This is a genomic window from Streptomyces cathayae (assembly GCF_029760955.1).
Taxonomy (GTDB): domain Bacteria; phylum Actinomycetota; class Actinomycetes; order Streptomycetales; family Streptomycetaceae; genus Streptomyces; species Streptomyces cathayae.
In genome coordinates this window covers 1,910,154-1,936,600 of sequence record NZ_CP121682.1, presented here as the reverse complement: position 1 = coordinate 1,936,600, position 26,447 = coordinate 1,910,154, and the positions used below count along the sequence as shown (strand labels likewise).

Below are 26,447 nucleotides of genomic sequence, written 5' to 3'. Positions count from 1 at the left end.
CGACGGCAGTGTCACCCTCTCCGGCACGTACCGCTGACTGGACGCCACCGGACCGGTCTTCGTCGGCTCCTCCGTCCACCGGGAGCCCGCCACCACGCGGTACTCCGTCGGCGGCACCCGGGCGGTGTGCGACGGTGGGACACACCGCTGGGAGAACACCGGACGCGTCCCCTCCGGCGCCCTGAAGGCCGGTGCCGCCGACGTCGAGGCCACCCTCACCGAGCTGCGCTCCGTCGACGGCCTCCTGCTGCCGGACTTCCACGCGGTCGAGCGGCAGACCGTCAAGCTGGTCCAGGACCGGGCAAACGGCTCCCACCCGCCGTGCTGCCGGGACCCGGAAGGCCACCGGCGCCGTTTCTGCCGCGGGCCTGCCTGGTCCCGAGTGCGGGAAGCCCGGCATCCTGGCGGCATGGTCTCACTCAGCCACACGGTGGTGCTCGCCCCTGTTCCGCGTGCCTGGTTCGTCGACGCTCTCGCCGTTCTGGTGGAGTCGGCGGAGAGTGGCCGAGCGGAGGAGGGGCAAATGCTGCTGCCGGACGGGCGCGTGCTGTCGGACATGCGGCTGGTCGAAGGGCGTCATCTTCGGCCCGGGGCGGTGTACGACGTGGTGCTCGACGAGAACGAGAACGGGGCCGGGGACGAGGCCGGTGGCGCGGAGGAGAAGAGGGTGCCGGGGGACCTCGGGGACTCGCTTCGGGTCACCGTACGGGAGTGGGACCGGCGCCGTGCGCTGCGGCTGGGGATCGCCGTGTCCGTGGAGGACGTCGGCCTGGTGGGGGAGGGGGCCCTGCGCAGCCCGGACCGTCCGCGCGAGGCCGAGATCAGCGGACAGGCCCGGATCGACGGCGTGTGGTCCGCGCTGTCCCGGCCGACGGGCCGGGCCCGGCTGCGCCTCGACGACTGGTGGACCGCCACGGACACCGGACGGGCCCCGCGCTCCGCGCCACTGTGGGCCCGGCTGGAGTGCGGCGCGGCGCGGGCGGAACTGCTGGCGGTACCGCGGCCGGACCCCGTCGAGGACAGATGGGAGGTGACGGTCACCGTGCGCATACGAGGCCGCCGCCTGTTCCGCCCGGTGGCGGCCCTCGCCCTCGGCCTGGGCCGACGACGACTGCAACGGGCCCTGACCGATGCCCTGGAGAACCTGGCCAGGGACTGGAACACCGAGGTGCCCCGGCTCACGGCGATGGGCCGCGACGACATCCGCCGGGAGATCCTGCCTCCCGCCTGAGACCGGCTGCCTCGGACACTCCGCACCCCGGACCCGCCGGAACCGCGAACCCCGCGGGAATCACAGTTCTTTGGCCGGCCAGGCCAGCAGGCGGGCGCCGATGACCGCCGTCTGGAGCATGTAGCGGTGCGCGGGCTCCGAGGGGTCGGCGCCGGTGAGTTTGTGGATGCGCTCCAGACGGTACGTCAGCGCCCTTACGCTCAGCGTGAGTCGGCGGGCCGCCTCCGCCGCGACGCAACCGGATTCGAAGTACGCGGTGAGCGTGTCGAGGAGGGGTTCGGCACCGCCCCGGGCCGTGGTGAGCGGACCGAGGGTGTTGCGGACCAGATCGGCCATCGCCTGCCGGTCGCGGGCCAGGACGGGGTAGACGAGCAGATCGGCGGCGCGCAGCAACGGCTCGTCGAGCCCCAGCCGTTCGGCTATCTCCAGGGTGCGCAGGGCCTCTTCGTAGGAGTGGACGACACCGCCGGGCCCGGACCGCGGGCGGCCGATGGCGACCTGGCCGCCGTCGGTCGCGGCGTGTGCCTGCTTGGCGAAGTGGGTGAGCACCTCACCGTGGTGCCCCGGTGCGACACACAGCAGCCGCCCGTCCTTGGTGGTGAGCAGGATGCTGCGGTCACCGAACCGGGCGACGAGGGCCTGCTCCACCTGCCGCGGTACGGCGTCCCCCTCGTCGTAGGCGGCGGGGCCCCGGGCGACGGCGACGGCGTGCTCCTGGGACAGTCGCAGCCCGAAGCGGTCGGCACGTTCGGCGAGCCGGCCCAGGTCGCTGCGTCCGTGGAGCAGATCGTCGATGAACTCCCGCCGGGCCGCCTCCTCCCGACGGACCGCCAGCCGCTGCGCCCGCTCGTAGCCCTCGGCGAAGGCGTCCACGGCCTGCTGGACGGCGGAGAGCGCCGCCTCGGCCGAGTCGGTGTGGCCGCGCGGCCAGGCGTCGCGTGCGGCGGTCAGATGGGTGCGCACCAGGGCACGCAGTCCGAAGCCCGCCTCCGCGGCGCGTTCCCCCAGCGCTTTCCGGGAGGCCAGCTCGTCCCGGGAGAGGCGCCGGCCGGTGGCCGCGACCTCCTCCAGGATCTGGGCATAACCTTCGAGATACTCCTCCGGAATCTCCCGCTCTGCCACATCGCCCCTTCGATTTTGACGCGCCCTTGACGCCGTCTTGACGTGTCGTTGATGCCCTACCCGGCATGAAGACCCTAGTGAACATTGCCGGGTTCCGGCAATGCGCGGACGGATCAACAGCGGGCAACATGGTCCGCGGGGAGCACCGCGGACGGTTCCGGTGCCCGGCACCGGCAGGCGTCGGGTGTCGGAACCGAGGGGGCCGGTGCTGTCGCCGGTACGAGCCGCGAACGGGAAGGGGGGACGGGGATGCACATGATCGCAGAGGCCGCCACGGGCCTGCCCACCCTCCTGTTCACCGCGGCCCTCGTCGTGGCGGCCTGCTTCTGGCTGCTGGTGGCCGTGGGTGTCACCACTCCCCACGCCTTCGACTCGGACGCGGATCTCGAGGCCTGGGGGATGGGCGGGGTGCCGGTCGCTCTCGCGCTCTCCCTGCTGGCCCTGTTCACCTGGCTGCTGGCCACCGGCGCGACCGTGCTGCTGGCCGTCCACGTCCCCGACGGGTCCGCCGCGAGGTCGCTGCGCCTGCCGGTCGTGTTCGCCGCGCTGCTCGCCGCCTGGCGGCTGACCCGCTTCTTCGTGCGCCCGTTGCACCGGCTCCTGCCCGACGAACCCGAGCCGTCCCGGTAGTTCCGCGGGTGCGGAGGGAACCGGGGCGGTGCACCGCACGTGTCTCGTGACGGAGCCGTTCCACGGCTCCCGCGCAGGCCGGGCGTGCCGCACCACCACGCCGCACGAGCCGTACGGGCTCTCCGGGCTCTCCGAGCCCGCTGAGTTCGCCGAGCTTTCCGAGCCGAGCCGAGCCGCACCGGGAAGGCTCCGCCCGCTCCACTTCTCGACGCCCGGCGTCGACCTGTCACTTCGCTTCTGTCCGTCACAAAGCCCTGAAGGACGTGTCCCATGGATGCTGCCACCGTGGGTGTCGCCGTGCTCGTCGGCGTCTGCCTGCTCCTCGTGTTCGCCGCCCTGTTCGTCATGACCAAGCTGTTCCGCAAGGTGGAGCAGGGCAAGGCGCTCATCGTCTCCAAGATGCGCAAGGTCGACGTGACCTTCACCGGGCAGGTCGTGCTGCCGGTGCTGCACAAGGCCGAGGTGATGGACATCTCGGTGAAGACCATCGAGATCACCCGGGCCGGCAAGGAAGGCCTGATCTGCCAGGACAACATCCGCGCCGACATCCGCATCACGTTCTTCGTCAAGGTCAACAAGAGCGTGCAGGACGTCATCAAGGTCGCCCAGGCGGTCGGTACCGCACGGGCCAGCGACCGCAACACCCTGCAGGAGCTGTTCCACGCGAAGTTCTCCGAGGCGCTGAAGACCGTCGGCAAGCAGCTGGACTTCACCGACCTCTACACCAAGCGTGAGGAGCTGCGGTACCGGATCATCGAGGTCATCGGTGTCGACCTGAACGGCTACCACCTCGAGGACGCGGCGATCGACTACCTGGAGCAGACGCCGCTGTCCCAGCTGGACCCGGGCAACGTGCTCGACGCGCAGGGCATCCGCAAGATCACCGAGCTGACGGCCATCGAGCACGTCCGCACCAACGAGGCCCAGCGCGGCGAGGAGAAGGAGATCACCCGGCAGAACGTCGACGCGCGGGAGGCGATCCTGGAGCTGGAGCGCCGTCAGACCGACGCGGAGATCAAGCAGCGCCGGGAGATCGAGACCGTACGGGCCCGTGAGGAGGCCGAGACGGCGCGGGTGGTGGAGGAGGAGCGGCTGCGTGCGCAGAGCGCCTTCCTGCGCACCGAGGAGCAGCTCGGCGTGCAGCGCGAGAACCAGGCCCGCGAGGTCGCCGTCGCCGCCAAGAACCGCGAGCGGGTCATCGCGGTGGAGAGCGAGCGCATCGAGAAGGACCGGATGCTGGAGGTCATCGCCCGTGAGCGGGAGACCTCGCTGACCCGGATCGCCGCCGACAAGGAGGTCGAGGCGGAGAAGCGGGAGATCGCCGAGGTCGTCCGGGAGCGGGTCGCGGTGGACCGTACGGTCGCCGAGCAGGAGGAGTCGATCCTGAAGCTGCGGGCCGTGGAGGAGGCGGAGCGGCAGCGCCAGGCCGTGATCATCGCAGCCGAGGCCGAGGCGCAGGAGAAGCTGGTCAAGGACATCAAGGCCGCCGAGGCCGCCGAGCAGGCCGCCACGCACCGCGCCGCCGAGGAACTGACCCTGGCCGAGGCCCGGTTGAAGACCGCCGACCTGGACGCGCAGGCGAAGCTGCGGATGGCCGAGGGCATCCAGGCGGAGGCCGCCGCCGAGGGGCTCGCCGCCGTGCAGGTCCGCGACAAGGAGGCCGAGGTCATCGAGAAGGCCGGCCGTGCCGAGGCCGAGGCGGCCGAGGCCCGGATGCGTGCCGAGGCCGAGGGCGCGCGGGCCAAGGCGCTCGCGGAGGCGGAGGCCATCAGCGGGAAGCTCAGGGCGGAGGCGGCCGGCCTCACCGAGAAGGCGGCGGCGATGGCCGCCCTCGACGAGGCGTCCCGCGGTCACGAGGAGTACCGGCTGCGGCTGGAGGCGGAGAAGGACGTACGGCTCGCCGGCCTGGAGGTGCAGCGGCAGGTCGCCGAGGCGCAGGCCACGGTCCTCGCGACCGGTCTGGAGAGCGCCGACATCAACATCGTCGGCGGGGAGTCCGTGTTCTTCGACCGGCTGATGTCGTCGATCTCCCTCGGCAAGAGCGTCGACGGGTTCGTCCAGCACTCCCAGACCGCCCAGGCCCTCGCCGGGCCCTGGCTGGACGGCACGGCGAACTTCACCGACGACCTGAGCCGGATGCTGGGCTCCGTCTCCAGCGCCGACGTGCAGAACCTGACGGTGTCCGCGCTGCTGATGCGGCTGATGAAGGCGGGCGGCGAGAACACCGGACAGCTTCAGCAACTGATCGAAAAAGCTGGGGAGTTGGGACTTGCGGACACCCCGCTGGCCGCACTGAACGGCCACGCGAGGGCCTGACGAGCCCGACCACCCCGATCGGGAGCCGCCGCACAGGGGACGGCGGCTCCCGACCGCTCCCTCCCGAGAGGAAGCCATGAGCACCGGCACCCACGAGACGCCCGACACCCGCGCCCACACCCCGGCCGACGCCGACGGCGGCACCGGCCCCACCGCCGGCCGCCACGGGCCGGTCGACGGCGGCACCTACCAGGTGCTGCGCGACCGGCTGTCCGCGCAGGCCGCCGAACTGGCCCGCCGCACCGAGGCGTTGAACCGGCAGCGGATCGAGGCGTTCGGCTCCACCGGACTGCGCCTCACCGGCACCGAACGGCTGCGCACCGACCGCACGAGCGTGCCCCGCGACATCGTCGCCGTGGGCGACGTGCTCCTCTTCGGCTACGGCGCCCAGCCCCGCCCGGACACGGACACCGCCGTCGGAGACGTCCTCGCCGCCCACGACCGGAACCTGAACCGGCTGCCCGACGACGCCGTGCCCGGACTCCTCGACGACCCCGCCTTCGTAGGGGAGTTCGCCGCCCTGCACCGCTACTACCGTCAGGCACGCCTGCTGCGGCTGCGCCGCGTGGACGGCAGGCTGCTCGCCGTCTTCCAGACCGGCGAGAAGGCCGGCGACATCCGCGTCCTGCGCTGGTCGGTGACCGAGGACGGCCGGGCCGCCTTCCTCGACGCGCGCGGCGACCGCGACCACGCCCGCACCCCGGCCCCGGACATCGAATGGACCCGCACCACCCGCGAGGACCACGTCCTCGGCCGGCACCCGCACGTCTCCGTCCAGGGCGAGGTCTTCGTCGACACCCTCGGCGGCACCCTCACCGTCAGGACGCACAGCGACCCCGAGACCCCCGACGGCATCCACAGCGAACCGGTCGACGAACCGCTCCAGTCCCTCGCCGACGCGGAGATCTCCCACGCCCGCGTCGGCGCCCTGATCCTGCTGCGCGTCCTGCCCTACAAGGAGACCGCGCACCGCCACCTCGTCTTCAACACCCTCACCCGGACCGTCGTCCGCCTCGACGGCGTCGGACAGGGCTGCCGCCGCCTGCCCGAGGACCAGGGCATCGTCTTCCCCGGCGGCTACTGCCTGGCCGCCGGCCCCCACAAGACATACGAACTCGACACGACCGGCATGGAGTTCGAGCGCGAGGTGCGCTCACCCAACGGCGAGGACGTGCTGTACGCCTTCCACGCACCCGGCCGGGGCCGCGCCCTGCTGCTGTCGTACAACGTGATCCGCGAGGAGGTCGCCACCCCGCTGACCTGCCACGGCTGGGCCCTGTTCGACGACGGCGCGCTCACCCTGCTGCGGCCCGACGGCGACGAGGCGGCCCGCGTCCACCCGCTCCAGCAGTGGCACTCGCCCTACGTCTCCGACACCCACGCCGCCGGCCGGCCCGTCGGCGACGGCCCCCTCGACCGGGTCGGCAACGCCGACCTCGTACGCGGCGTCTCCGACTGCCTCTCCCTGGCCCGCTCCGTCACCGAGACCACCCCGACCACCGAGGTGTACGAGGCCCTGGTCGCCGCCTGCGTCCGCACCGCGGACGCCCACCACTGGCTGGCCGACCCCGAACTCGGCGACCTGCACGCCCCCCTGGAGCAGGTGCGCGGCACCGCCGAACAGGTCCTGGCCGAGTTCGAGACCGTACGCGACCTCTCCCGCCGAGCCGCCGAAGCACTCGACGAGGCGGCCGGACGCATCGCCTCCGTGGTACGCCGGCTGCGCGGGGAACAGCCCCGCGAGGCCACCGCCTGGGTCGCCGGGCTCACCGAACTCCGCCACGCCCAGGGCCACCTGCTGACCCTGAAGGAGATGCGGTACGCCGACCACACCCGCATCGACGAACTCGCCGCCGACGCCGGACACGACCTCGCCTCCTTCGGACAGCGCGCGGTCACCCACCTCGCCCACGAGGACGCCTTCGCCGCACACCACACCGACGTCGAACGCCTCGTCACCGACGCGGAGGCGATCACCACCGCCGCCGAGGCGGCCCCCCTCGCCGCCCGCCTGGACGAACTCGCCGACGGACTGCGCACGGTGACCGAGGTCGTCGCCGGCCTCGACATCGGCGACGCGACCGTCCGCACCGCCGTACTGGAACGCGTCGCCGAGGCCCTCGGCGGCGTCAACCGCGCCCGCGCCACCCTCGACGCCCGCCGCCGCGGCCTGCGCGACCGGGAGGCACGCGCCGGATTCACCGCCGAGATCGCCCTGCTCGGCCAGACGGTCACCGGCGCCCTCGCCGGCGCCACCGACCCCGAGTCCTGCGACGAACAACTGACCCGCGTACTGGCCCAGCTGGAAACCCTGGAGTCCCGTTTCGCGGAGTTCGACGACGTCCTCGGCGAACTCGCCGACCAGCGCACCGAGATCTACGAGGCCTTCGCCGCCCGCACACAGAGCCTCACCGACGCCCGCGCCCGCCGCGCCGAACAGCTCGCCTCCGCCGCCGACCGCGTCCTTTCGACCATCGCCCGCCGCTCCACCACCCTCGCCGACACCGACGAGGTCAGCACCTACTTCGCCTCCGACCCGCTGGTCGCCAAGGTCCGCCGCACCGCCGGTGAACTGCGCGAACTCGGCGACCGCGTCCGGGCCGAGGAACTCGACGGACGCCTCCGCTCCGCCCGGCAGGAAGCCGCCCGCGCCCTGCGCGACCGCACCGACCTCTACGCCGACGGCGGCCGCGCCATCCGCCTGGGCGGCCACCGCTTCGCCGTCACCACCCAACCCCTCGACCTCACCCTCGTCCCGCACGGCGACACCCTCGCCTTCGCCCTCACCGGCACCGACTACCGCAGCCCCGTCACCGACCCCGCCCTCACCGAGGGCCGCCGCCACTGGGAGCGGCATCTGCCCTCCGAGTCGCCCGAGGTCTACCGCGCCGAACACCTCGCCGCCCGCCTCCTGCACGAACACGGCCCCGACGCCCTGAACGGCGCCGACGACCTCGAGACCCTGGTGCGCCGGGCCGCCGAGGAGGCCTACGACGAGGGATACGAGCGCGGCGTCCACGACCACGACACCACCGCGATCCTCACCGCCGTGCTGCGCCTGCACGAGGGGGCCGGAGCCCTGCGCCACGAGCCCGCCGCCCGCGCCCTCGCCCTGCTGCACTGGACCCACGCCACCACCACCGCCGAGCGCGCCGACCTCACCCGCCGGGCCCGCTCCCTGGCCCGGGTCCGCGACGCCTTCGGCCCGCCCCCGGCGCTCGCCGACCTGCACACCGAACTCGCCCGCACGATCGCCGACCGGCACCCCGACGCGACCGTCCGACCGGAAGCCTGCGCCGCCTACCTCTTCGACGAACTCACCACCGGCCCCGACGGGTTCGTCATCAGCGCACAGGCCCGCACCCTGCTCGACAAGTTCCGCCGCACCGTCGCCACCGAGGCCTACGACGAGGACCTGCCCGCCCTCACCGACCTCACCGCCCGCCGCCAACTCGTCGAGGCCTGGCTGTCCGCGTACGCCGCCGCCACCGGCACCCACCTCACCCCCGGCGACCTCGCCGAGGCCGTCGCCGCCGAACTCTGCCCCGACCAGCCCCGCCACGAGTCCGACGCACCCCTGGCCACCACCGTGGAGGGCCTGCTCGGCACCCACCCCCGCATCACCGACCGGCGCCTGACCCTCCGCCTGGACGAATTCCTCTCCCGCACCCAGGAGTTCAGGGAGCACGAGACCCCCGCCTTCCGCGCCTTCCAGCGCCGCCGCACCGCCCTGGTCGATGCCGAACGCACCCGGCTGCGCCTGGACGACCACCGCCCGCGGGTGATGTCGACCTTCGTCCGCAACCGCCTGGTCGACGAGGTCTACCTCCCCCTCATCGGGGACAGCCTCGCCAAACAGCTCGGCACCACCGGCGAGTCCGCACGCACCGGCACCGGCGGACTGCTGCTCCTTCTCTCCCCGCCCGGCTACGGCAAGACCACCCTCATGGAGTACGTCGCCGACCGGCTCGGCCTCGTCCTGGTGAAGATCAGCGGCCCCGCGCTCGGCCACTCCGTCACCTCCCTCGACCCGGCCGAGGCACCGAACGCCACCGCACGCCAGGAGATCGAGAAGATCAACTTCGCGCTGGCCGCCGGCAACAACACCCTTCTCCACCTCGACGACATCCAGCACACCTCGCCCGAACTCCTCCAGAAGTTCATCCCGCTGTGCGACGCCACCCGCCGGGTGGAGGGCGTGTGGGAGGGCGAGCCGCGCACCTACGACCTGCGGGGCAAGCGGTTCGCCGTCTGCATGGCCGGCAACCCGTACACCGAGTCCGGCGAACTCTTCCGGGTGCCCGACATGCTGGCCAACCGCGCCGACGTGTGGAACCTCGGCGACGTCCTCACCGGCAAGGAAGAGGCCTTCGCCGCCAGCTTCGTGGAGAACGCCCTCACCGCCAACCCGGTCCTCGCCCCGCTCGCCGGGCGCGACCGCGCCGACCTCGACCTGCTGATCCGCCTCGCCGGGGGCGACCCCACGGCCCACGCCGACCGGCTCACCCACCCCTACGCCCCCACCGAACTGGACCGCGTCCTGGCCGTACTGCGCCACCTGCTCACCGCCCGCCGCACGGTCCTCGCGGTCAACGCGGCCTACATCGCCTCCGCCGCCCAGTCCGACGACGCCCGCACCGAGCCGCCGTTCCGCCTCCAGGGCTCCTACCGCAACATGAACAAGATCGCCCAGCGGATCCAGCCCGTCATGAACGACGCCGAACTCACCGCCGTCATCGAGGACCACTACACGGCCGAGGCGCAGACCCTCACCACCGGCGCGGAGGCGAACCTGCTCAAACTCGCCGAACTGCGCGGCACCCTCACCCCCGCGCAGGCCGACCGCTGGGGCGAGGTGAAGGCGGCCCACCTGCGCACCCGCACCCTCGGCGGCCCCGACGACGACGCCCTCGCCCGCGCGGTCGCCGCCCTCGCACTCCTCGGCGACCGCATCGCCGCCGTCGAATCGGCCATCACCCGCGCGGCCGGCCCCCGGAGCGCCGGCCGGGGCCCCTCGGGGGATCGGAACGTCATCTGAAGAACTGTGAATTCCCTTAGACGGAAGGGGTTTATCTACGCGCGGAGACGGCCCGCCTGAATAATCATTCAGGCATTACGGGCGGCTTTTCGCCGAGGTGTTACTGACGAGTTCCAGCCCTGCTAGAAGAGTGGTTGCTTCGTCAACCAACCACTCCTCTCTCGCACTTCGAAGGGCTGACCGCTATGTCAGTGCGTTCTCTCCGGGCCTCCGTGCTGGCCTTCGTCATGGGTGCCGCAGCCGTCCTCGGCATGGCGCAGCCGGCCTCGGCGGCCGGCCACCACTACGTCGCTCTCGGCGACTCCTACTCCTCCGGTGTGGGCGCCGGGAGCTACACGTCCGAGAGCGGCGACTGCAGACGCAGCACCAAGGCCTACCCCCAACTCTGGGCCGCCGCGAACGCCCCGTCCTCGTTCAAGTTCGCCGCCTGCAGCGGCGCGACCACGAGCAGCGTCTCCAGCGGTCAGCTGAGCGCGCTGAACACATCGACCACGCTCGTCAGCGTCACCGCGGGCGGGAACGACATGGGCTTCGCGGACGTCATGCAGGCCTGTGTGCTGCAGAGCGAGGCGACCTGCGTCAGCCGCGTCAACTCGGCCATCTCCCTCATGAACAGCTCCCTCCCGGGCAAGCTCGACACGATGTACAACAGCATCCGCTCGCGCGCCCCGCAGGCCCGCGTGGTGGTCCTGGGGTACCCGCGCTTCTACAAGCTCTCGGGCAGCTGCATCGCCGGACTCACCGAGACCGAGCGCGGCGCGATCAACAACGCCTCGGACGTGATGAACGGGGTGATCGCCAAGCGGGCGGCCAACGCCGGGTTCGCCTTCTCCAGCGTGGTGGACGAGTTCACCGGCCACGAGCTCTGCTCGGGCGACGCCTGGCTCCACAGCGTGACGGTCCCGATCGAAAACTCCTACCACCCGAAGGCCACCGGCCAGTCGAGCGGCTACCTCCCCGCCTTCCGCACCTCGGTCTGACCGGAGCCCGACACCCGGACGGTGCCGGGCGCCCAGGGTCCGGCACCATCCGAACCGAGCCCCGAGCAGACTCGCTCCCCTCCCACCCCGCGCGCCACAGCACCCCCAGATCGGCCCGCGGCGCGGACATCTGCACTCCCAGGGTGTTTCAGGCCGAACGAGGACTTGCCCTCCGGCAACGAGTGCGTGACGGGCACACGCCGAGGCGCTGGCCTCGCTGCTGGCGCAGCACATGCCGGTCGGTGACGACCTGGGGGACGTCACGGAGGTCCGGGTCGCGATGTGGCGGAGCCGCCTCGCGGACGAGGGGGCGTTACTCATCGGCGACAACGCGGCGAGTCAGCGGCAGTTGGAGCCCTTACTTCTCGATGGGAGCGAGTGTCTGCTGCTGGCGACGAGCCGCAGGCGTTTCGAAGTGCACGAGGAGGTGGTTCTGCCGGTCGAGGAGTTGCCGCCCGACTACGCGGTCGATCTGTTCGAACGCGAGAGCCTGCTCTTCACCACTGGGAACTCGGCTTCGCCGAGTTCGACAGGAAGATCGTTTACCGGCTGGAGCCTGGGAACAGGCGTGGTCAGGGAACCGGCGCACTCCGTGCCGGCCTGAAGCGCGCCGGACGTCAGGTGCCGCGCTTGTCGGTTGGGAGGCAGCTGTGTCACTCCGTGGTGGTGATGATCTTGTCGAGTATCTGCTCCAACAGGCTGTTGTCGCCGAGGAAGCTTTTTACCGAGGCGTCCTCATTACGTTGAGCGTCCATGCCCGACCAGTTCAGCAGATTCTTGCGAGGAACCCCAGGGCTTCAGCCCCCGGAGGAATCGCATCCTCGTGGTCGCGGCGCGGAGCGGCCGGGTGTTGTGTCCGGTGGGGCCGTGCTGCTGTGCCGGTGTGGGTTCACTCGGCCGGGTGATGACGGGTGAACGTGCGGTGGCTGGTCGTACGGGTGTGTAGGTTCGGTGATCGTGAAGCTGGTGGTGCAGGTCAGGCTGCTGCCGACGCCGGTGCAGGCGGCGGCGCTGGAGGCGACCCTGCGGGCCTGCAACGAAGCGGCGACCTGGGCGAGTGAGGTCGCCTTCGAGAAGGGCGTGAAGCGGAACTTTGCGCTGCGTGAGCACACCTACACCGAGATCAAGGCGCGGTGGAACCTGGGCGCGCAGGCGGCCCAGCACACGATCAAGAAGGCCTGCGACGCCTACGCCACCCTGCGGGCGAACCTGGCGGCGGGTCGCCTGGGCCGTCCCGGCTCGGCACGCCACCGCCGCGCCACCCGGAAACCCGTCGTTTTTCGTCCCTCCGGCGCCCAGCCCTTCGACGACCGGATGCTGTCCTGGCAGACCGACCGGCGCCGGGTGTCGATCTGGACGACTTCCGGGCGGGTGAAGGACGTGGCGTTCACCGCCTCACCGGAGCAACTGGCCACCCTGGCCCTCTACCGCAGGGGCGAGTCCGACCTCCTCTGCCGGGACGGCAGGTGGTTCCTGAACGCCACCTGCGAGGTCCCCGAGGCGCCGCTGAACCCGGAGCCGGTGGACTTCCTCGGCATCGACCTGGGCATCGTCAACATCGCCACCACCTCGGACGGCGAGATCATGGCCGGCCGGGAACTCAACCGCATCCGCACCCGGGAACGCACACTCCGCACCAAACTGCAGAAGAAGAACACCCCGTCCGCCCGACGGCGGCTGAAGAAGCGCCGCCGCAAGGAGGCCCGGCGGGCGAAGGACATCAACCACAAGATCGCGAAACATGTGGTGGCCGAGGCAGAACGCACCGGCCGCGGAATCGCCCTGGAAGACCTCACCGGCATCCGCGGACGGGTACGGCTTCGCAAGCCCCAACGGGCCACCCACTCCAGCTGGGCCTTCGCCCAGCTGGGGGCGTTCATCGCGTACAAGGCCCGCCGGGCGGGGGTGCCGGTGGTGTACGTCGATCCGGCGTACACCTCCCGCACCTGCGCCGAGTGCGGGCACCTCGACCGGGCGAACCGGGTCTCCCAGGCCCGGTTCGCATGCCGGTCCTGCGGATTCGTTGATCACGCGGACCGGAACAGCTCCCGCAACATCCGCGCGAGAGCGTGGGAGTCGTGGCGACGCGGGGCGCAGTCAACCGCCCCAGACCCACCTGCCGGACCGGGACGTGGGACAGGACGCAAACGCAGCACCACCGCCAGTGGCGCCCGTTCTGCAAGCCCGGGACTTCAGTCCCGGGTCCGTTGACGTCGTATCCCGCGTCGGCGCTGAGCTGCGCCAGGAACGCCCGCTGGGCACGGCCATTGCCCTCGCGGAACGGGTGGAGGACGTTCAAATCGCCGTACAGCTCGGCCAGTCGGATGACGAACTCCTGCTGGGGGAGATCTCGCAGATGGCCGGACGAGGCGAGACGTTCGAAGACCTCTCCTGCGTAGGGCACCAAGTTCCTCACTGGGCAGAACGGCGTGCGCTTGGCGATGTTCACGGTGCGTAACTCGCCTGCCCATGGATAGATGTCGCCGAAGACCGTGGCATGGAAAGCCTGGAGATGGCCGAGGTCGTACGCGCCGGGCAGGGGGCGTTCGGTGAGCATGACGAGGCGCGCCCGGGTGATGTCCGCCTCCGCTGCCGCGAGCAGCCGGGGGTCGGTGATGCCGAGCTTGTTGCGCAGCACGCCGTTGGGCATGGCGTACGGATCGTTCACCCTGCCCGCCGCTGCGAAGTCGTTCGGTGGCGGGCGATCGCACGAGCGACAAGGGCGTCCGCGTCGAGGTCACCCTTCACGTACTCCTCGGCGTCCCGGTCGGAGGCTTCGGAGGCGTGGAGCCCCTCGGCCTCGATGGAACCGGTGGCCGAGGCGACGGCCGCACGCCGTGCCGCTCGGCCGCTCAGCGCCTCGAAGGCCTCGACGGACAGGAGGACACCCTGGGGCTTGCGGTGGGCGCCGATCAGGACCGGGTCGGCGTCCGCGCCGGACTCCGACAGGTCGGTCAGGATCCGCGACAGCCTCGCGCGCGCGTCGCTGACGGTCACGACTTCGGGGATCTCCACGCTGTCACCGTACCCATAGAGAGGCTTGATTCTGTACAGATTCTAGTACGGATTCCGATGGGATGCGCGGTGCGGCGAGGAGGGGGCCCGTCGTGTCGGCCGGCCTTGAGGACTGTCGTGAACTCACCGAATCCAGAGTGCGCAGAAACCCGGAAGCCGGCGTGCTCGTCACCGGCGGTGCCGCTCCGCAGAGAATCGCCGAACGCATCCGGGAACTGCAGCGCCGGGGAATTCTGAGGCCCTTGCCGTGAGCCGGTCACCTTCTGCCACACCACGGTGGCCGTACCCGGCGAGGCGGGGCCCGGCGATGTGGGGCTCGTGAACCGGCTTTCCGCGCGGGGCTGCCCGAGCCGGGGGTTATCCGCCGTCGGCGTGCTCCGCGGGCTCCGGGGACACTGCGATGAGCCCGGCCAGTTCCTCCGGCGTCCGGGGCCCGGCGGCCGTGTCGGCCAGCAGGCCCTGGGCGCGGAGCAGACGGGCGGCCGCCACACCCCACGGCAGCCGCAGCCCCGCCGCCGCGAGGAGATCGCTGCGGGCCAGCATCGTGGGCGCCGGGCCGGTCCGGGCGCCCGACGGCGTGAGCAGGGCCGCGTCGTCGGCCCAGCGCAGGGCGAGATCCACGTCGTGGGTGGCCATGACGACCGTGGTGCCGTTCGCACGCAGCCCGTCGAGGGTGGCGAGCAGCCGCTCCTGGCCGTCGGGGTCGAGGCCCGCGGTCGGCTCGTCCAGGATCAGGACCCGGGGCCGCATCGCCACCGCGCCCGCGATCGCCGTCCGCTTGCGCTGCCCGTAGGACAGCAGATGGGTGGGACGGTCGGCGAGGGCCGTGATGTCGAGCGCGGCCAGCGCCTCCGCGACCCGCGCCCGTACCTCCGTGTCGGACAGGCCGAGGTTCAACGGCCCGAACGACACGTCCTGGCCCACGGACGCCGCGAACAACTGGTCGTCCGGATCCTGCACCACCAGCTGCACGGTCGTCCGCAGCCGGGTCAGCCCCTTGCGGTCGTACCGGACGGGCCGCCCCGCCACGGTCAACTCGCCCGTGCCCGGACGCAGTCCACCGCTCAGCAATCGCATCAGCGTCGTCTTGCCGCTGCCGTTGCGGCCCAGCAGCGCGAGCGTACGCCCCTCCCGCACCTCGAAGTCGAGGCCGGTGAGCACGGCCGGGCCGTCCTCGTACGCGAACGACGCGCCCCGCAGGGCGACCAGCGCGGGCCCGCTCACGACAGCGGCCTTTCCAGAACGAGGGTGAGGGCGGCCAGGGCCGCCAGGAGGGCCAGGCTCATGACCGTGAAGCGCACCGAGATCCGGGCCTCGGGCACCAGCACGCGCAGCGTGCCGTCGTAACCGCGTCCGGCGAGCCCCGCCTGCAGCCGCGCCGCCCGGTCGAAGGACCGGACGAACGCGGTCGCGCCGAGCCCGCCCAGCGAACGCCAGGTCGCCGCCCGGGTGGTGTGCCCGAGCCGGGCCGCCTGAGCGTCCCCGATCCGGCGCACCGAGTCGAGCAGCAGGAAACTCATCCGGTACGTCACCAGCGCCACGTCCACCAGGGGAGCGGGCACCCCGGCCCGTACCAGGCGCGGCAGCAGATCGGACATCGGCGTGGTGAAGGCGAACAGCAGCACGCCCAGGGAGGCCGCCGAGGTGCGCAGCAGCAACTCCCCGGCGCGCAACGGCCCGCCGTCGGCCCAGGACACGAACCCGCCCGGCCCGCCCACCCGCACCAGCAGCGGCAGCGCCCCGGTCACGCAGAAGCCCAGCGGCACCCGGTAGGCACGCCACAACCGCCGCCCCGGCACCCCCGCCGGGCCCAGCAGCACCGCGAGTGCGGTCAGCAGCACCAGGGCCGCTCCCGGCCAGGGCGGCAGCGCGACCGCCAACACGGTCAGCCCCAGCCCGAGCACGGCCTTGTCCACGGGATGACGGCGGCGCCAGCGACTGCTGTGCGCCGCCGCGTCGATCGGCAGCACGGGGGATCAGGCCCCGCTTCCGGCGGGAGCCGCGTCGTCGACGTCCGCCGCGGTGGTGGAGGTCCCCCGTTCCCGTTCCGCCCCCTGCCGACGCCCCCGTCGCAGCCCGAAGTAGTACGCGAGCACGCCCGCGCCGATCGCCGCCTGGAGGGCGAACAGCGCCGACTCGATCTCCCCGGACGGCGGTTCGTACAGCGGCGAGAACCACGGCTCGTAGTCCGGGTCGATCTCGGTGATCGCGACCTCCGCCTCCGCGTCGGCGCCCGCGAACGGCTCCTCCTTGTGATCGCCGAGCCCGAACACCAGCGGCACCACGGCGAGCACGGCCACCAGAAGCAGCAACAGGGAGTTGATCTTGGCGTTCCGGCTCATCGGGCCACCGCCTCGCCCGTGCCCGGGCCTGCGTCCGTGCCCGAGCCCGTGCCCGTGCTTGAGCCCGTGCCCGCCGACTTCTTCCCGAGCCCCGCCACCAGCACCCCGAGCCGGGTCAGTTCGCCCCTGCTGGACTGCACCAGCAGGCGCATCACCAGCACCGTCAGCAGCCCCTCGCTCACCGCGAGCGGAATCTGCGTGACGGCGAAGACGGAGCCGAACTTGCCCAGCGCGCCCAGGAATCCGCTCCCCGGGTCGGGAAAGGCGAGCGCCAGCTGCACACTCGTCACGCAGTACGTCGACAGGTCGGCGACGAACGCGCCGCAGAACACCGCCACCATCAGCGGCGCCCCGGACCGCCGCACCAGCCGGTAGACCCCGTACCCCGCCCACGGGCCGACGACCGCCATCGAGAAGACGTTGGCGCCGAGCGTGGTCAGCCCGCCGTGGGCGAGCAACAGGGCCTGGAACAGCAGGGTGATGGTGCCCAGCACCGCCATGACCGGCGGCCGGAACAGGATGGCGCCCAGCCCGGTACCGGTGGGATGGGAGCAACTCCCGGTCACCGAGGGCAGTTTCAGCGCGGACAGGACGAAGGTGAACGCTCCCGACGCGCCCAGCAGCAGCGTGCTCTCGGGATGTTCCCTGACCTCACGGGTGAGCGTCCGGGCTCCGTGGACGACGAACGGCGCCGACGCGACGCCCCAGGCGACCGCGTGCGCCGGCGGTAGAAAACCCTCGGCTATGTGCATGACTCGGCAGACCCTCTCCAGCACCTCGTGGATGGTTGACGCGCCTTGGCCGGTCTCCTGGCTGACGGGTACCACCGCCCGTGCTCCGCCTTCCCGGGTCCGAGGTGGACCCAGTGGCTGCCGTTCGGTCCTGTCGGGGGACAGGGCCTGGGGCCGGAGCCGGACTTCCCGATCACAGTGGCGAGGGCCGCACCGGTATCGCACCGGATTTCCCGTTCACCAAGGCGTGGCGACCCTAGACCCCGTTCCGGGCCGCTGACAAGCGGTCCCGGGGGGCGCGCGGACGGCGCCCCGCAGCGCGCGCCCCGACGGGCCCACCACGCCGAAGCGCGCGAATGAGGGGAGGGGGTGCTGGGCAGAACCCTGCTGCAACTAATATGCAACAACGAGATCCGGGCAGCAAAGGTGTGGAATTCGATGACGACCCGACGAATAAAGGGTGCCGCCGTCGCGGCGACCATGGCCGCTGCGGTCGCCGCGTGCTCGGCGCCCGGCGGCGGCACGGACGGCGCCGCAGGCGGCGGGTCCGCCGACTCCGTGGTGATCGGGGTCCCCTCCGAACCGGACACGCTGAGCCCCCTGCTCGGCTACGGCAAGGACGGCAACTCCAAGATCTTCGACGGGCTGCTCGCCCGGGACGCCGACCTGGAGCTCGAGCCCGCCCTCGCCAAGGCGCTCCCCGAGATCACCGACGACGGCCGCACCTACACCTACACCCTGCGCCCGGACGTGAAGTTCAGCGACGGCGAACCCCTCACCGCCGAAGACGTGGTCTACACGTACGAGACGGTCCTCGACGACAAGACCAACAACACCGCCAAGAGCGAACTGGACGCTGTCAAGGAGATCCGCGCCGACGGCGACGACAAGGTCGTCTTCACCCTCAAGTACCCCTACGCGGCCTTCCCGGCCCGCACCGTCCTGCCCATCGTCCCCGAACACGTCGCGGGCGAGCAGGACCCCAACACCGGCGTCTTCAACACCGCGCCGATCGGCACCGGACCGTACCTCCTCACCGGCTGGAGCAAGGGCGAGAAGCTCACCTTCAAGGCGAACCCCGACTACTGGGGCGGCGCACCGAAGGTGAAGAAGCTCACCATGGCGATCATCGCCGACGACGACGTCCGCGCCACCCGGCTGCGCTCCGGCGACCTCGACGGCGCGACCCTCCCGCCCAACCTCGCCGCCACCTTCAAGAACGACGACGGCCGCAAGACCTACCAGGCCACCACCTACGACTTCCGCGCCGTCACCCTCCCCACCGGGAACAAGATCACCGGCGACACCACGATCCGCCGCGCCCTCGACCTCGCCGTGGACCGCCAGGCCATGGTCGACAAGATCCTCGACGGCGCCGGCCGCCCCGCCTACGGGCCGCTGCCCCTCGACGACCCCTGGTACGCCAAGGATGTCGAACGCCCCCAGGACCTCGCCGAGGCCAAGAAGATCCTCGACCGCGACGGCTGGAAGACCGGCACGGACGGCATCCGCGCCAAGGACGGCACCCGCGCCGCCTTCACCCTCTTCTACCCCTCCGGCGACAAGGTCCGCCAGGACCACGCCCTCGCCTACGCCTCCGACGCCAAGAAGGCCGGCATCGACGTCAAGGTCGAGGGCGCCACCTGGGAGGTCATCGAACCCCGCATGGGCAAGGACGCCGTCCTCGCCGGCTTCGGCAGCACCGGAGACCCCGACTTCGGCCTCTACACCCTGCTGCACTCCTCCCTCGCCGGCGACGGCTTCAACAACATGCCCCACTACGACGACCCCGCCGTCGACGAGGCCCTCGAAACCGGCCGCCGCGCCCAGAACCCCGACGACCGCAAGGCCGCCTACGACGACCTCCAGCGCGCACTCGTCAAGAACCCCGGCTACACCTTCCTCACCCACATCGACCACCTCTACGTCCTCGACGACCGCTGGGGCGACCTCACCACCCAGGTCGAACCGCACGAGCACGGCTTCGCCAGCGGCCCCTGGTGGAACGCCGAGGACTGGCAGCCCGAGAAGTGAAGACCCTGCCCTGGACGGCGATGGGACACCTCGTGGCACGGCGGGCCCTGCTCGCCGTGCCCGTCCTCCTCGTCGTCACCTTCGGCGCCTTCGCCCTCGCCGCCGCCTCCCCGTTCGACCCCGTCAAGGCCTACGCCGGAACCGCCGCCCTCGGCGCCGACCAGGAAACCCTGGACCGGCTCCGCGACAACCTCGGCGTGGACCGGCCCTTCGCCGTCCGCTGGTGGGAGTGGCTGACCTCCGCCCTCACCGGCGACCTCGGCCACTCCAGCGTGATGCGGCAGCCGGTGGCCGAGGCGATCGGCGAACGCCTGATCTGGTCCACCCTGCTGTGCACCGTCGCGTTCGCCGTCGCCGTCCTCCTCGGCACCCTGCTCGGCGTCCTCGCCGCCCGCCGCCCCGGCTCGCTCGTCGACCGCACGGTCACCTCCCTCGCCTACTCCCTGGAAGCCGCGCCGGTCTTCTGGATCGCCCTGCTCGCCGTCTGGCTGTTCGCCCTCCACCTCGACGTTCTTCCGGCCGGCGGCCTCACCGACACCGGCAGCGAACACGTCACCGCAGGCCAGGTCACCAGCCACCTGATCCTGCCCGCCGGCGTCCTCGCCGTCTCCCAGCTGCCCTGGTTCACCCTCTACGTCCGCCAGGGCGTCGGCGACGCCCTCGCCGAGGACCCCGTGCGCGGCGCCCGCGCCCGCGGCCTCGCCGAACGCACCGTCCTGCTCGGCCACGCCCTGCGCTCCGGACTGCTGCCCGTCCTCACCCTCATCGGCTCCCGCGTCCCCGAACTCATCACCGGCGCCCTCCTGGTGGAGACCGTCTTCAGCTGGCCCGGCATCGCCGCCGCCACCGTCGAGGCGGCCACCGCCGTCGACTTCCCCCTCCTCGCCGCCCTGACCACCCTCGCCACCGCCGCCGTCCTCGCCGGAAACCTCCTCGCCGACCTCCTGTACGGACTGATCGACCCGAGGGTCAAGCTGGAGGAGATGTGATCCCCATGGCTGACACCACCGCGGAGAAGGCCGACGCGACCACCCCCACGGCCGCCGCGACCGCCTGGCGCTCGCACGGCACCACCCGCCGCTCCACCCACACCCTGCGCCTGCGCGTCTCCGCCACCCTGGTCGCCCTCACCGCCCTCGCGGTGCTGCTCGTCCCCCCACTGGTCCAGCTCGACCAGCAGGCCGTCGACCTCGCCTCGAAACTCCTCCCACCCAGCTGGTCCCACCCCTTCGGCACCGACGACGTCGGCCGCGACCTGCTGCTGCGCTGCGTCTACGGCCTGCGCGTCTCCCTGCTCGTCGGCGTCGTGGCCGCGCTCACCGCCACCGTCATCGGCACCGCCGTCGGAGCCACCGCCGGAGCCCTCGGCGGCTGGGTCGACCGCCTCGTCATGCGCCTGGTCGACACCCTCTCCTCCGTCCCGCACCTGCTGCTCGGCATCTTCATCGTCGCCCTGTTCCGCCCCGGCGTCTGGCCCGTGGTGATCTCGGTCGCCCTCACCCACTGGCTGTCCACCGCCCGCATCGTCCGCGCCGAGGTCCTCTCCCTGCGCTCCCGCCCCTACATCGACGCCGCCGTCTCCGGCGGCGCCTCCCGCCTGCGGGTCGCGCTGCGGCACCTGCTGCCCGGAGTGCTGCCCCAGGCCGGCCTCGCCGCCGTCCTGATGATCCCGCACGCCATGTGGCACGAGTCGGCGCTCTCCTTCCTCGGCCTCGGCCTGCCCACCCACACCGCCAGCCTCGGCACCCTCATCCAGGGCGCCCGCGGCTCCCTGCTCGCCGGCCACTGGTGGCCCACCCTCTTCCCCGGCCTGTTCCTGATCATCCCCACCCTCGCCATCGCCGGACTCGCCGGAGTCTGGCGGGAGCGGATCAACCCCCGCCGCCGATCGGAGCTGACGCTGTGACCCCGCCACCTCCCGTGCTGTCGGTCCGCGGACTGTCGGTCCGCTTCCTGGTACCCGGCGGCGGCCGCGTCGCCGCCGTCACCGACGCCCACTTCGACGTCGTACCCGGCGAATGCCTGGCCCTGATCGGCGAGAGCGGCTGCGGCAAGTCCGTCCTGGCCTCCGCCCTGCTCGGCCTGCTCCCCGCCAACGCGCAGACCGCCGGCCACGCCCTGCTCGGCGACCTCGACCTGCTCACCGCCGACGAACGCACCCTCGCCCGCACCGTGCGCGGCCGCCGCATCGGCCTCATCCCGCAGAGCCCCGCCGCCCACCTCACCCCCGTCCGCACCATCCGTTCCCAAGTGGAGGAGACGGTCGCCGAACTCACCGGCGTCCGCGGCCGCACGGCCCTGCGCGCCGCCGCCGAGCAGGCCGCCGCCCGCGCCGCCTTCCCCGCCGACCACCTCGACCGCCACCCCCACGAACTCTCCGGCGGCCTCGCCCAACGCGCCGCCACCGCCCTCGCCCTCATCGGCGACGCGCCCCTCCTGCTCGCCGACGAACCCACCACCGGCCTCGACCGCGACCTGGTGGACCACACCGTCGACGAACTCCGCCGCCACGTCGACGCCCCTGGCGACGGCACCGACCACGCCCGAGCCCTGCTGATGATCACCCACGACCTGGCGGCAGCCGAATGCATCGCCGACCGGGTCGCCGTCATGTACGCGGGCCGCATCGTCGAACTCACCGACGCCGACACCTTCTTCGGCGCCCCCGGCCCCCGCCACCCCTACAGCCGCGGCCTCCTGAACGCCCTCCCCAACCGCGCCTTCACCCCCATCCCCGGCATGCCCCCCGAACTCGGCGCCCTCCCCGACGGCTGCGCCTTCGCCCCCCGCTGCGACCGCGCCACGGCCACCTGCGCCACCCTCCCGCCCCTCACCGGGTCGGTCGCCTGCCACCACCCGGCCCCCGCCGAGGCCCTGGAGGCCGTCCGTGCTTGAACTCCGCTCCATCACCGCCGGCTACGACCGCCGGACCCCCGCCGTCCAGAACGCCTCCCTCACCCTCGCCCCCGGTGAGGCCGTCGGCCTGCTCGGCCCCAGCGGCTGCGGCAAATCCACCCTCGCCAAGGTCGCCGCCCTCCTCCACCGCCCCGACGCCGGAACCCTCACCCTCGACGGCACCCCCGTACGCCACTGGCGCCACCGCGCCCCCCGCGCGCTGCGCACCGCCTTCGGCGTCGTCTTCCAGCAGCCCCGCCTCTCCGCCGACCCCCGCCTGACCCTCGCCGACCTGATCGCCGAACCCCTGCGCGCCACGGGCCGCCGCGCCGAGGCCCCCGACCGGGTCGCCGAACTGGCCTCCACCGTCGGCCTCACCCCCGACCTCCTCACCCGCCGCCCCCACGAGGTCAGCGACGGCCAACTCCAACGCGCCTGCCTCGCCCGCGCACTGGTGCTCCGCCCCCGCTGGCTGATCTGCGACGAGATGACCGCCATGCTCGACGCGTCGACCACGGCCGCCCTGGTGGCGGTGGTCGAGGCCTACCGCACCGAAACCGGCGCCGCCCTCCTCGCCGTGGGCCACGACCGCACCCTCCTCGACCGCTGGTGCGACCGCACGGTCCACTGGGACACGGTGGCGGCGCCCGGCGCACCGACGGCCAAGGCGAGTCAGCAGAACTTCCCTGCTTCGCCGGGCGGTTGAGCCCGCTGGACACGGAGTCCCGTCCTGCTACGGGCGTTCGCCTCGGCCAGCCGGGCCCGGAACAGCTCCTCCGCGGTGAGTGGCCGAACGCGCTCCGGGGACGCGTCCCACTCCCGCCCACCGGACAGCGGCCGGAGCTGAAGGTACGGTCCCGCGTGCCCCATGACGACGCCGACGCGATCCCGCTCGACGTCCAGGACGGTGGTGCCGGGCGGGGGAGGAACGGGCTCGGGGACGCCGGGACTCGGCTCGCTCACCGGGCGGCGCCCCTCGCGATGACGGCCGCGAGGGCCAGCGCGACGGGAGCCGAGCAGACACCGAGGTGCACGAGGGCGTAACGCGCACTGGCGGGCGTACGGAGGCCCTCGGCCGCGTCCGCCGTCCGCTCCTCCATGTCGTCGGGCAGCACGTCTCCCCACGGGGTACGGACGTCCATCGCCGGGAGCTGGATACCGGCCTGGGTGAGGGCGGCGGCAAGGGCGTCACGAGCGTCGGTGGCTTCCTGGAGCTTGGGGGTGGGGCGGCGTGTTGCCATGAGGGGCCTTCCGTTCGGAACGGGCGAGGGGCGGGTGCGACCGGGCAGATTCGCGATTCGGCCACCACCGCCCAGCACCACGTATTACGGTGCGTAGTCAGTGCGTTACGAGAATGCAGTCGGGGTGGGGCGCGACGTGCCGTGGGCGCGGCCGGGTTCCCCTCCCGGAAACGCACGTGCCACACGTTCCACGGAGGTGAGTCACCTTGCCGCAGCGCCGCATCGTCACAGGCCGCAGTCAGGAACCGCGTCAGCGATTCGCCGAGGAGTTACGGCAGTTGAGGACGGCAAGGGGCGACAGCCTGCGACAGCTCGGGGAACGGATGGGCTGGGACTGGTCCCTGTTCGGGAAGATGGAGAAGGGCGACACCCTGGGCGGCCCCGAGGTCGTCCAGGCATTGGACCAGTACTACGGGACGCCGGGACTCCTGCTCGCCCTCTGGGAACTGGCCGCCGGCGACCACACCCAGTTCCGTGAGCGGTATCGCCGGTACATGGCGCTGGAGGCCGAGGCGGTGAGCCTGTGGCACTTCGCGGTGAGCGTGCTGCCGGGGCTGTTGCAGACGCCGGGCTACGCGCGGGAGGTGCTGGCGGCGGGCGGAAGCCGAGGGGTAGAACTGGAGCAACAGATCAAGGCCCGGATCGGGCGGCAGGAGCTGCTGGAAAGCGAATCATCACCACCGTTTCGCACAATCCTGGCCGAGGCGGTCCTGCGTACACCATTGCAGGACGAGGGTGAGTGGCGGACCCAACTCGCCTACCTGGCTGAGGTGGCCGAGCGGGAGAACGTGACGATTCAGGTGCTGCCGCAGAGGGCAGGGGTGCATGGGCTGGTCGCCACGGACGTGTGGTTCCTGCGTCTCACGGACGGTCGCCCCGTGGCCTACACGGAGAATGCGCACGGGGGTGAACTCATCGAGGAAAACGCTCGGATCGAGCGCCTGCAGCGTGCCTACGATGTGGTGCGCGACAAGGCCATGTCCCCTGCTGAGTCGCGGAAATTCATCCTGCGCATGTTGGAGGAGTCGCCGTGCGATCCATAGACCCGGGCGCCGTGACGTGGCGCAAGAGCAGCTACAGCAATCCAGACGGCGGCGCCTGTCTGGAGGTCTCCGACGACTGGCTGTCCGTCGTTCCCGTGCGCGACAGTAAGACGCCGGGAGGCCCAGTACTCGTCCTGGCGTCGGGGGGTTGGGCCTCCTTCGTCACTGCTGTGAAAAACCGTGAGCTGGGCGTCTGACTCACGCAACGGATGTCAACGATGGCCCCGCTCACCGCCCGGTGAGCGGGGCCATCGGCCAGTTGGAGAGGCCGACCACCATTCCGGCTGCGGCGAGGGCATGCAGAGGTGCCCTGCGATCGGGTCCCTGCGGGTGCGGGGAGCAGACCTGCGGCAAGTTCCCCGCTTGCCGGGCCGCCGGACCATCCCCGCGGGTGCGGGGAGCAGAGGGTGCGGCCTTCGACGTAGACCCCGCCGAGGGGACCATCCCCGCGGGTGCGGGGAGCAGACTGCTTAACTTGGGATTTTATCGTGGCGGGAGCGTGGTTTCACACACTTTTACAGAAGCCGGCAAGTGGGGCATTTTGCTCTTCTTGATCTTTTTGTGCGGCTGGAGTGGTCGCAGCGTAGGAGAGCAATTTTCTGTGCTGGACGAAGAGGCTGCGGCGTTACGGCTCAGCCGCGTGGGCCACGACCGCACCCTCCTCGACCGCTGGTGCGACCGCACGGTCCACTGGGACACGGTGACGGCCCCCGACGCACCGGCGGCCGAGGCGAGCTGACGGAACTCGGGGGTGCATGACGATCTTCCCTACGTGCCCCCTGCGGGCGAGTTCCTCCTGTGCCCGAGCGGCCTGGTCCAGTGGGAAGGTCGCGGCGACGACGGGCTGGACCCCGGCCCGACGGGCCAGGTCCATGAGGAGGCCGAAGTGTGTGGGCGTGTGCATCGCGGAGCCGATGACCTGCGCGTTGTGCAGGTAGAGACGGCGCACGTCGAAGGCCACGTCGTGCCCGCCCAGTGCGCCGGCGATGACCCACCGGCCTCCTTCGCGCAGCAGCGGCAGACCTTCACTCACCAGTTCGCCGGCCACGACGTCGAGTGCGACGTCGATGCCCTCCGGGGCGGCGGCGCGGATCTGCCGGGCGACGTCTCGTGCGCGGTCGACGACTTCGTGCGCGCCCGCCCCGCGCACCGCGTCGATCTTGGCTCCGCTACTGATGGCGAGCACCCTTGCCCCGCGCGCGGGCGATCTGCACCAGCGCGAGGCCGACGCCGCCGGACGCCCCCGAGACCAGGACGGTTTCCCCCGCCCGCAGTCGACCCCGCTCGATCATGCCCAGCGCCGTGCCGTAGGCGGTCGGCAACGTCGCGAGCTGATCGTCCGTGAGCGGGGAATCCGTCACGTCGTGCACACGCTCCGCCGACGCGGTCACGTACTCGGCGTAACCACCGTCGCGCTCGCTCCCCATCAGGCCCACCGGGTTGGCGTCCGGCCCTTCGATGTCGTAGATCGCGGGGTCGACGACCACTCGGCGCCCGACGAGGTTTCCGTCCACGTCGGGGCCGACCGCCACGACCCGGCCGGCCACGTCGGCGCCCTGGATGCGCGGGAAGTCGATCGGGCCCCGCCAGCCCGACAGCGCCTTCGGGTCCCCCGGGCGGCCGTAGGCGCCCTCCCGGGTCCACAGGTCGGTGTTGTTCAGCGCCACCGCGCCGACCCGGACCAGTACCTCTCCCGCCTGCGGGGCGGGCACGGCCACCTCCGTCAGCTCCAGGACCTCCGGCCCTCCGTGCCCGGTGATACGCACCGCACGCATGAACTGGGACGCACTCATCGCTTGAACCTCCTCGCAGGTATACTGATCTGTGAA

General features: G+C 72.0%; 22 protein-coding genes, 2 pseudogenes and 1 riboswitch. Of the genes and pseudogenes, 14 read left to right on the top strand and 10 right to left on the bottom strand.

The window, feature by feature from the left end; genetic code table 11:
• Nucleotides 1–37: 37 nt before the first annotated feature.
• A complete protein-coding gene (locus PYS65_RS08745) occupies nucleotides 38–1,231 on the top strand; it encodes a DUF6299 family protein (RefSeq protein ID WP_279337900.1) in 1,194 nt (397 codons plus the stop codon).
• 60 nt (nucleotides 1,232–1,291) lie between these two features.
• Here PYS65_RS08745 and PYS65_RS08740 read toward each other — a convergent pair whose 3' ends face one another.
• Entirely contained in the window at nucleotides 1,292–2,353 is a 1,062-nt protein-coding gene (locus tag PYS65_RS08740) for a PucR family transcriptional regulator (protein WP_279333238.1), read from the bottom strand.
• A gap of 249 nt (nucleotides 2,354–2,602) precedes the next feature.
• Between PYS65_RS08740 and PYS65_RS08735 the strand changes: the two genes are divergently transcribed.
• From PYS65_RS08735 to PYS65_RS08710, 6 genes are all read left to right on the top strand, one after another.
• The gene (locus PYS65_RS08735) at nucleotides 2,603–2,983 is read left to right on the top strand and encodes a hypothetical protein (protein WP_279333237.1); all 381 of its coding nucleotides are present in this window, start codon (nucleotides 2,603–2,605) and stop codon (nucleotides 2,981–2,983) included.
• A gap of 270 nt (nucleotides 2,984–3,253) precedes the next feature.
• Nucleotides 3,254–5,299: a flotillin family protein gene (locus tag PYS65_RS08730; RefSeq protein ID WP_279333236.1), complete on the top strand. Its 2,046-nt coding sequence runs from the start codon at nucleotides 3,254–3,256 to the stop codon at nucleotides 5,297–5,299.
• Between the two features lie 76 nt (nucleotides 5,300–5,375).
• Complete coding sequence (locus tag PYS65_RS08725; RefSeq protein WP_279333235.1) at nucleotides 5,376–10,337, top strand: DNA repair ATPase; 4,962 nt, start codon at nucleotides 5,376–5,378, stop codon at nucleotides 10,335–10,337.
• Nucleotides 10,338–10,522: 185 nt separating this feature from the next.
• The gene (locus tag PYS65_RS08720; RefSeq protein WP_279333234.1) at nucleotides 10,523–11,317 is read left to right on the top strand and encodes an SGNH/GDSL hydrolase family protein; all 795 of its coding nucleotides are present in this window, start codon (nucleotides 10,523–10,525) and stop codon (nucleotides 11,315–11,317) included.
• A 232-nt stretch (nucleotides 11,318–11,549) separates the two neighbouring features.
• Nucleotides 11,550–11,921, top strand: coding sequence for a hypothetical protein (locus tag PYS65_RS08715; RefSeq protein ID WP_279333233.1), 372 nt, complete (start codon nucleotides 11,550–11,552; stop codon nucleotides 11,919–11,921).
• Nucleotides 11,922–12,274: 353 nt separating this feature from the next.
• Nucleotides 12,275–13,528, top strand: a complete 1,254-nt coding sequence (locus PYS65_RS08710; protein WP_279333232.1) for an RNA-guided endonuclease InsQ/TnpB family protein — start codon at nucleotides 12,275–12,277, stop codon at nucleotides 13,526–13,528.
• 37 nt (nucleotides 13,529–13,565) lie between these two features.
• Here PYS65_RS08710 and PYS65_RS08705 read toward each other — a convergent pair.
• The 6 genes and pseudogenes from PYS65_RS08705 to PYS65_RS08680 all read right to left on the bottom strand — a co-directional run.
• Nucleotides 13,566–13,874: pseudogene (locus PYS65_RS08705) on the bottom strand (Fic/DOC family protein); the annotation flags it as partial.
• A gap of 107 nt (nucleotides 13,875–13,981) precedes the next feature.
• A complete protein-coding gene (locus PYS65_RS08700; protein ID WP_279333231.1) occupies nucleotides 13,982–14,332 on the bottom strand; it encodes an antitoxin VbhA family protein in 351 nt (116 codons plus the stop codon).
• Nucleotides 14,333–14,689: 357 nt separating this feature from the next.
• Nucleotides 14,690–15,556: an energy-coupling factor ABC transporter ATP-binding protein gene (locus tag PYS65_RS08695; protein WP_279333230.1), complete on the bottom strand. Its 867-nt coding sequence runs from the start codon at nucleotides 15,554–15,556 to the stop codon at nucleotides 14,690–14,692.
• Nucleotides 15,553–16,302: a cobalt ECF transporter T component CbiQ gene (gene cbiQ / locus PYS65_RS08690; protein WP_279333229.1), complete on the bottom strand. Its 750-nt coding sequence runs from the start codon at nucleotides 16,300–16,302 to the stop codon at nucleotides 15,553–15,555. The genes PYS65_RS08695 and cbiQ overlap by 4 nt, the downstream gene beginning before the upstream one ends.
• Nucleotides 16,303–16,308: 6 nt before the next feature.
• On the bottom strand, nucleotides 16,309–16,674 hold the full coding sequence (locus PYS65_RS08685) for an energy-coupling factor ABC transporter substrate-binding protein (protein ID WP_279333228.1): 366 nt from the start codon (nucleotides 16,672–16,674) through the stop codon (nucleotides 16,309–16,311).
• Nucleotides 16,671–17,426 carry an energy-coupling factor ABC transporter permease gene (locus PYS65_RS08680; RefSeq protein WP_279333226.1) on the bottom strand — a complete coding sequence of 252 codons (756 nt, stop codon included), beginning with the start codon at nucleotides 17,424–17,426 and terminating at the stop codon, nucleotides 16,671–16,673. Before PYS65_RS08680 ends, PYS65_RS08685 begins: the two co-directional genes overlap by 4 nt.
• A 30-nt stretch (nucleotides 17,427–17,456) precedes the next feature.
• A riboswitch (cobalamin riboswitch) is annotated at nucleotides 17,457–17,665 on the bottom strand.
• A 178-nt stretch (nucleotides 17,666–17,843) separates the two neighbouring features.
• Between PYS65_RS08680 and PYS65_RS08675 the strand changes: the two genes are divergently transcribed.
• Genes PYS65_RS08675 through PYS65_RS08655 form a run of 5 tightly spaced genes read left to right on the top strand, consistent with a single transcriptional unit; the run spans nucleotide 17,844 to nucleotide 23,040 of the window.
• Complete coding sequence (locus PYS65_RS08675) at nucleotides 17,844–19,439, top strand: ABC transporter substrate-binding protein (protein ID WP_279337899.1); 1,596 nt, start codon at nucleotides 17,844–17,846, stop codon at nucleotides 19,437–19,439.
• Nucleotides 19,440–19,459: 20 nt separating this feature from the next.
• On the top strand, nucleotides 19,460–20,428 hold the full coding sequence (locus PYS65_RS08670) for an ABC transporter permease (protein WP_279337898.1): 969 nt from the start codon (nucleotides 19,460–19,462) through the stop codon (nucleotides 20,426–20,428).
• A 5-nt stretch (nucleotides 20,429–20,433) separates the two neighbouring features.
• Nucleotides 20,434–21,345: an ABC transporter permease gene (locus tag PYS65_RS08665; protein ID WP_279333224.1), complete on the top strand. Its 912-nt coding sequence runs from the start codon at nucleotides 20,434–20,436 to the stop codon at nucleotides 21,343–21,345.
• Nucleotides 21,342–22,334 (top strand): ABC transporter ATP-binding protein, encoded by a 993-nt coding sequence (locus PYS65_RS08660; RefSeq protein WP_279333223.1) that lies wholly within the window; start codon nucleotides 21,342–21,344, stop codon nucleotides 22,332–22,334. Before PYS65_RS08665 ends, PYS65_RS08660 begins: the two co-directional genes overlap by 4 nt.
• Entirely contained in the window at nucleotides 22,327–23,040 is a 714-nt protein-coding gene (locus PYS65_RS08655) for an ABC transporter ATP-binding protein (protein WP_279333222.1), read from the top strand. The genes PYS65_RS08660 and PYS65_RS08655 overlap by 8 nt, the downstream gene beginning before the upstream one ends.
• Here PYS65_RS08655 and PYS65_RS08650 read toward each other — a convergent pair.
• Nucleotides 23,007–23,297, bottom strand: coding sequence for a hypothetical protein (locus PYS65_RS08650; RefSeq protein ID WP_423836079.1), 291 nt, complete (start codon nucleotides 23,295–23,297; stop codon nucleotides 23,007–23,009). The two genes, PYS65_RS08655 and PYS65_RS08650, sit on opposite strands and share 34 nt — an antisense overlap.
• The gene (locus PYS65_RS08645) at nucleotides 23,294–23,575 is read right to left on the bottom strand and encodes a hypothetical protein (RefSeq protein WP_279333221.1); all 282 of its coding nucleotides are present in this window, start codon (nucleotides 23,573–23,575) and stop codon (nucleotides 23,294–23,296) included. Before PYS65_RS08645 ends, PYS65_RS08650 begins: the two co-directional genes overlap by 4 nt.
• A 206-nt stretch (nucleotides 23,576–23,781) precedes the next feature.
• On the opposite strand from PYS65_RS08645, the gene PYS65_RS08640 reads away from it, so the two are divergent.
• Together PYS65_RS08640 and PYS65_RS08635 are read left to right on the top strand one after the other, a co-directional pair.
• Complete coding sequence (locus PYS65_RS08640; RefSeq protein ID WP_279333219.1) at nucleotides 23,782–24,618, top strand: helix-turn-helix domain-containing protein; 837 nt, start codon at nucleotides 23,782–23,784, stop codon at nucleotides 24,616–24,618.
• Nucleotides 24,606–24,815 carry a DUF397 domain-containing protein gene (locus tag PYS65_RS08635; RefSeq protein ID WP_279333217.1) on the top strand — a complete coding sequence of 70 codons (210 nt, stop codon included), beginning with the start codon at nucleotides 24,606–24,608 and terminating at the stop codon, nucleotides 24,813–24,815. Before PYS65_RS08640 ends, PYS65_RS08635 begins: the two co-directional genes overlap by 13 nt.
• A 551-nt stretch (nucleotides 24,816–25,366) precedes the next feature.
• On the opposite strand, the pseudogene PYS65_RS08630 reads toward PYS65_RS08635, so the two are convergent.
• A pseudogene (locus PYS65_RS08630) lies at nucleotides 25,367–26,411 on the bottom strand (zinc-binding dehydrogenase); the annotation flags it as partial.
• Nucleotides 26,412–26,447 lie beyond the last annotated feature (36 nt).

Excerpts from the sequence above, each read along its gene's own strand:
- PYS65_RS08735 (WP_279333237.1), top strand. The coding sequence starts at position 2,603 with ATGCACATGATCGCAGAGGCCGCCACGGGCCTGCCCACCCTCCTGTTC.
- PYS65_RS08730 (WP_279333236.1), top strand. The coding sequence starts at position 3,254 with ATGGATGCTGCCACCGTGGGTGTCGCCGTGCTCGTCGGCGTCTGCCTG.
- PYS65_RS08725 (WP_279333235.1), top strand. The coding sequence starts at position 5,376 with ATGAGCACCGGCACCCACGAGACGCCCGACACCCGCGCCCACACCCCG.
- PYS65_RS08720 (WP_279333234.1), top strand. The coding sequence starts at position 10,523 with ATGTCAGTGCGTTCTCTCCGGGCCTCCGTGCTGGCCTTCGTCATGGGT.
- PYS65_RS08715 (WP_279333233.1), top strand. The coding sequence starts at position 11,550 with ATGCCGGTCGGTGACGACCTGGGGGACGTCACGGAGGTCCGGGTCGCG.
- PYS65_RS08685 (WP_279333228.1), bottom strand. The coding sequence starts at position 16,674 with ATGAGCCGGAACGCCAAGATCAACTCCCTGTTGCTGCTTCTGGTGGCC.
- PYS65_RS08680 (WP_279333226.1), bottom strand. The coding sequence starts at position 17,426 with ATGCACATAGCCGAGGGTTTTCTACCGCCGGCGCACGCGGTCGCCTGG.
- PYS65_RS08675 (WP_279337899.1), top strand. The coding sequence starts at position 17,844 with ATGACGACCCGACGAATAAAGGGTGCCGCCGTCGCGGCGACCATGGCC.
- PYS65_RS08670 (WP_279337898.1), top strand. The coding sequence starts at position 19,460 with ATGGGACACCTCGTGGCACGGCGGGCCCTGCTCGCCGTGCCCGTCCTC.
- PYS65_RS08665 (WP_279333224.1), top strand. The coding sequence starts at position 20,434 with ATGGCTGACACCACCGCGGAGAAGGCCGACGCGACCACCCCCACGGCC.
- PYS65_RS08645 (WP_279333221.1), bottom strand. The coding sequence starts at position 23,575 with ATGGCAACACGCCGCCCCACCCCCAAGCTCCAGGAAGCCACCGACGCT.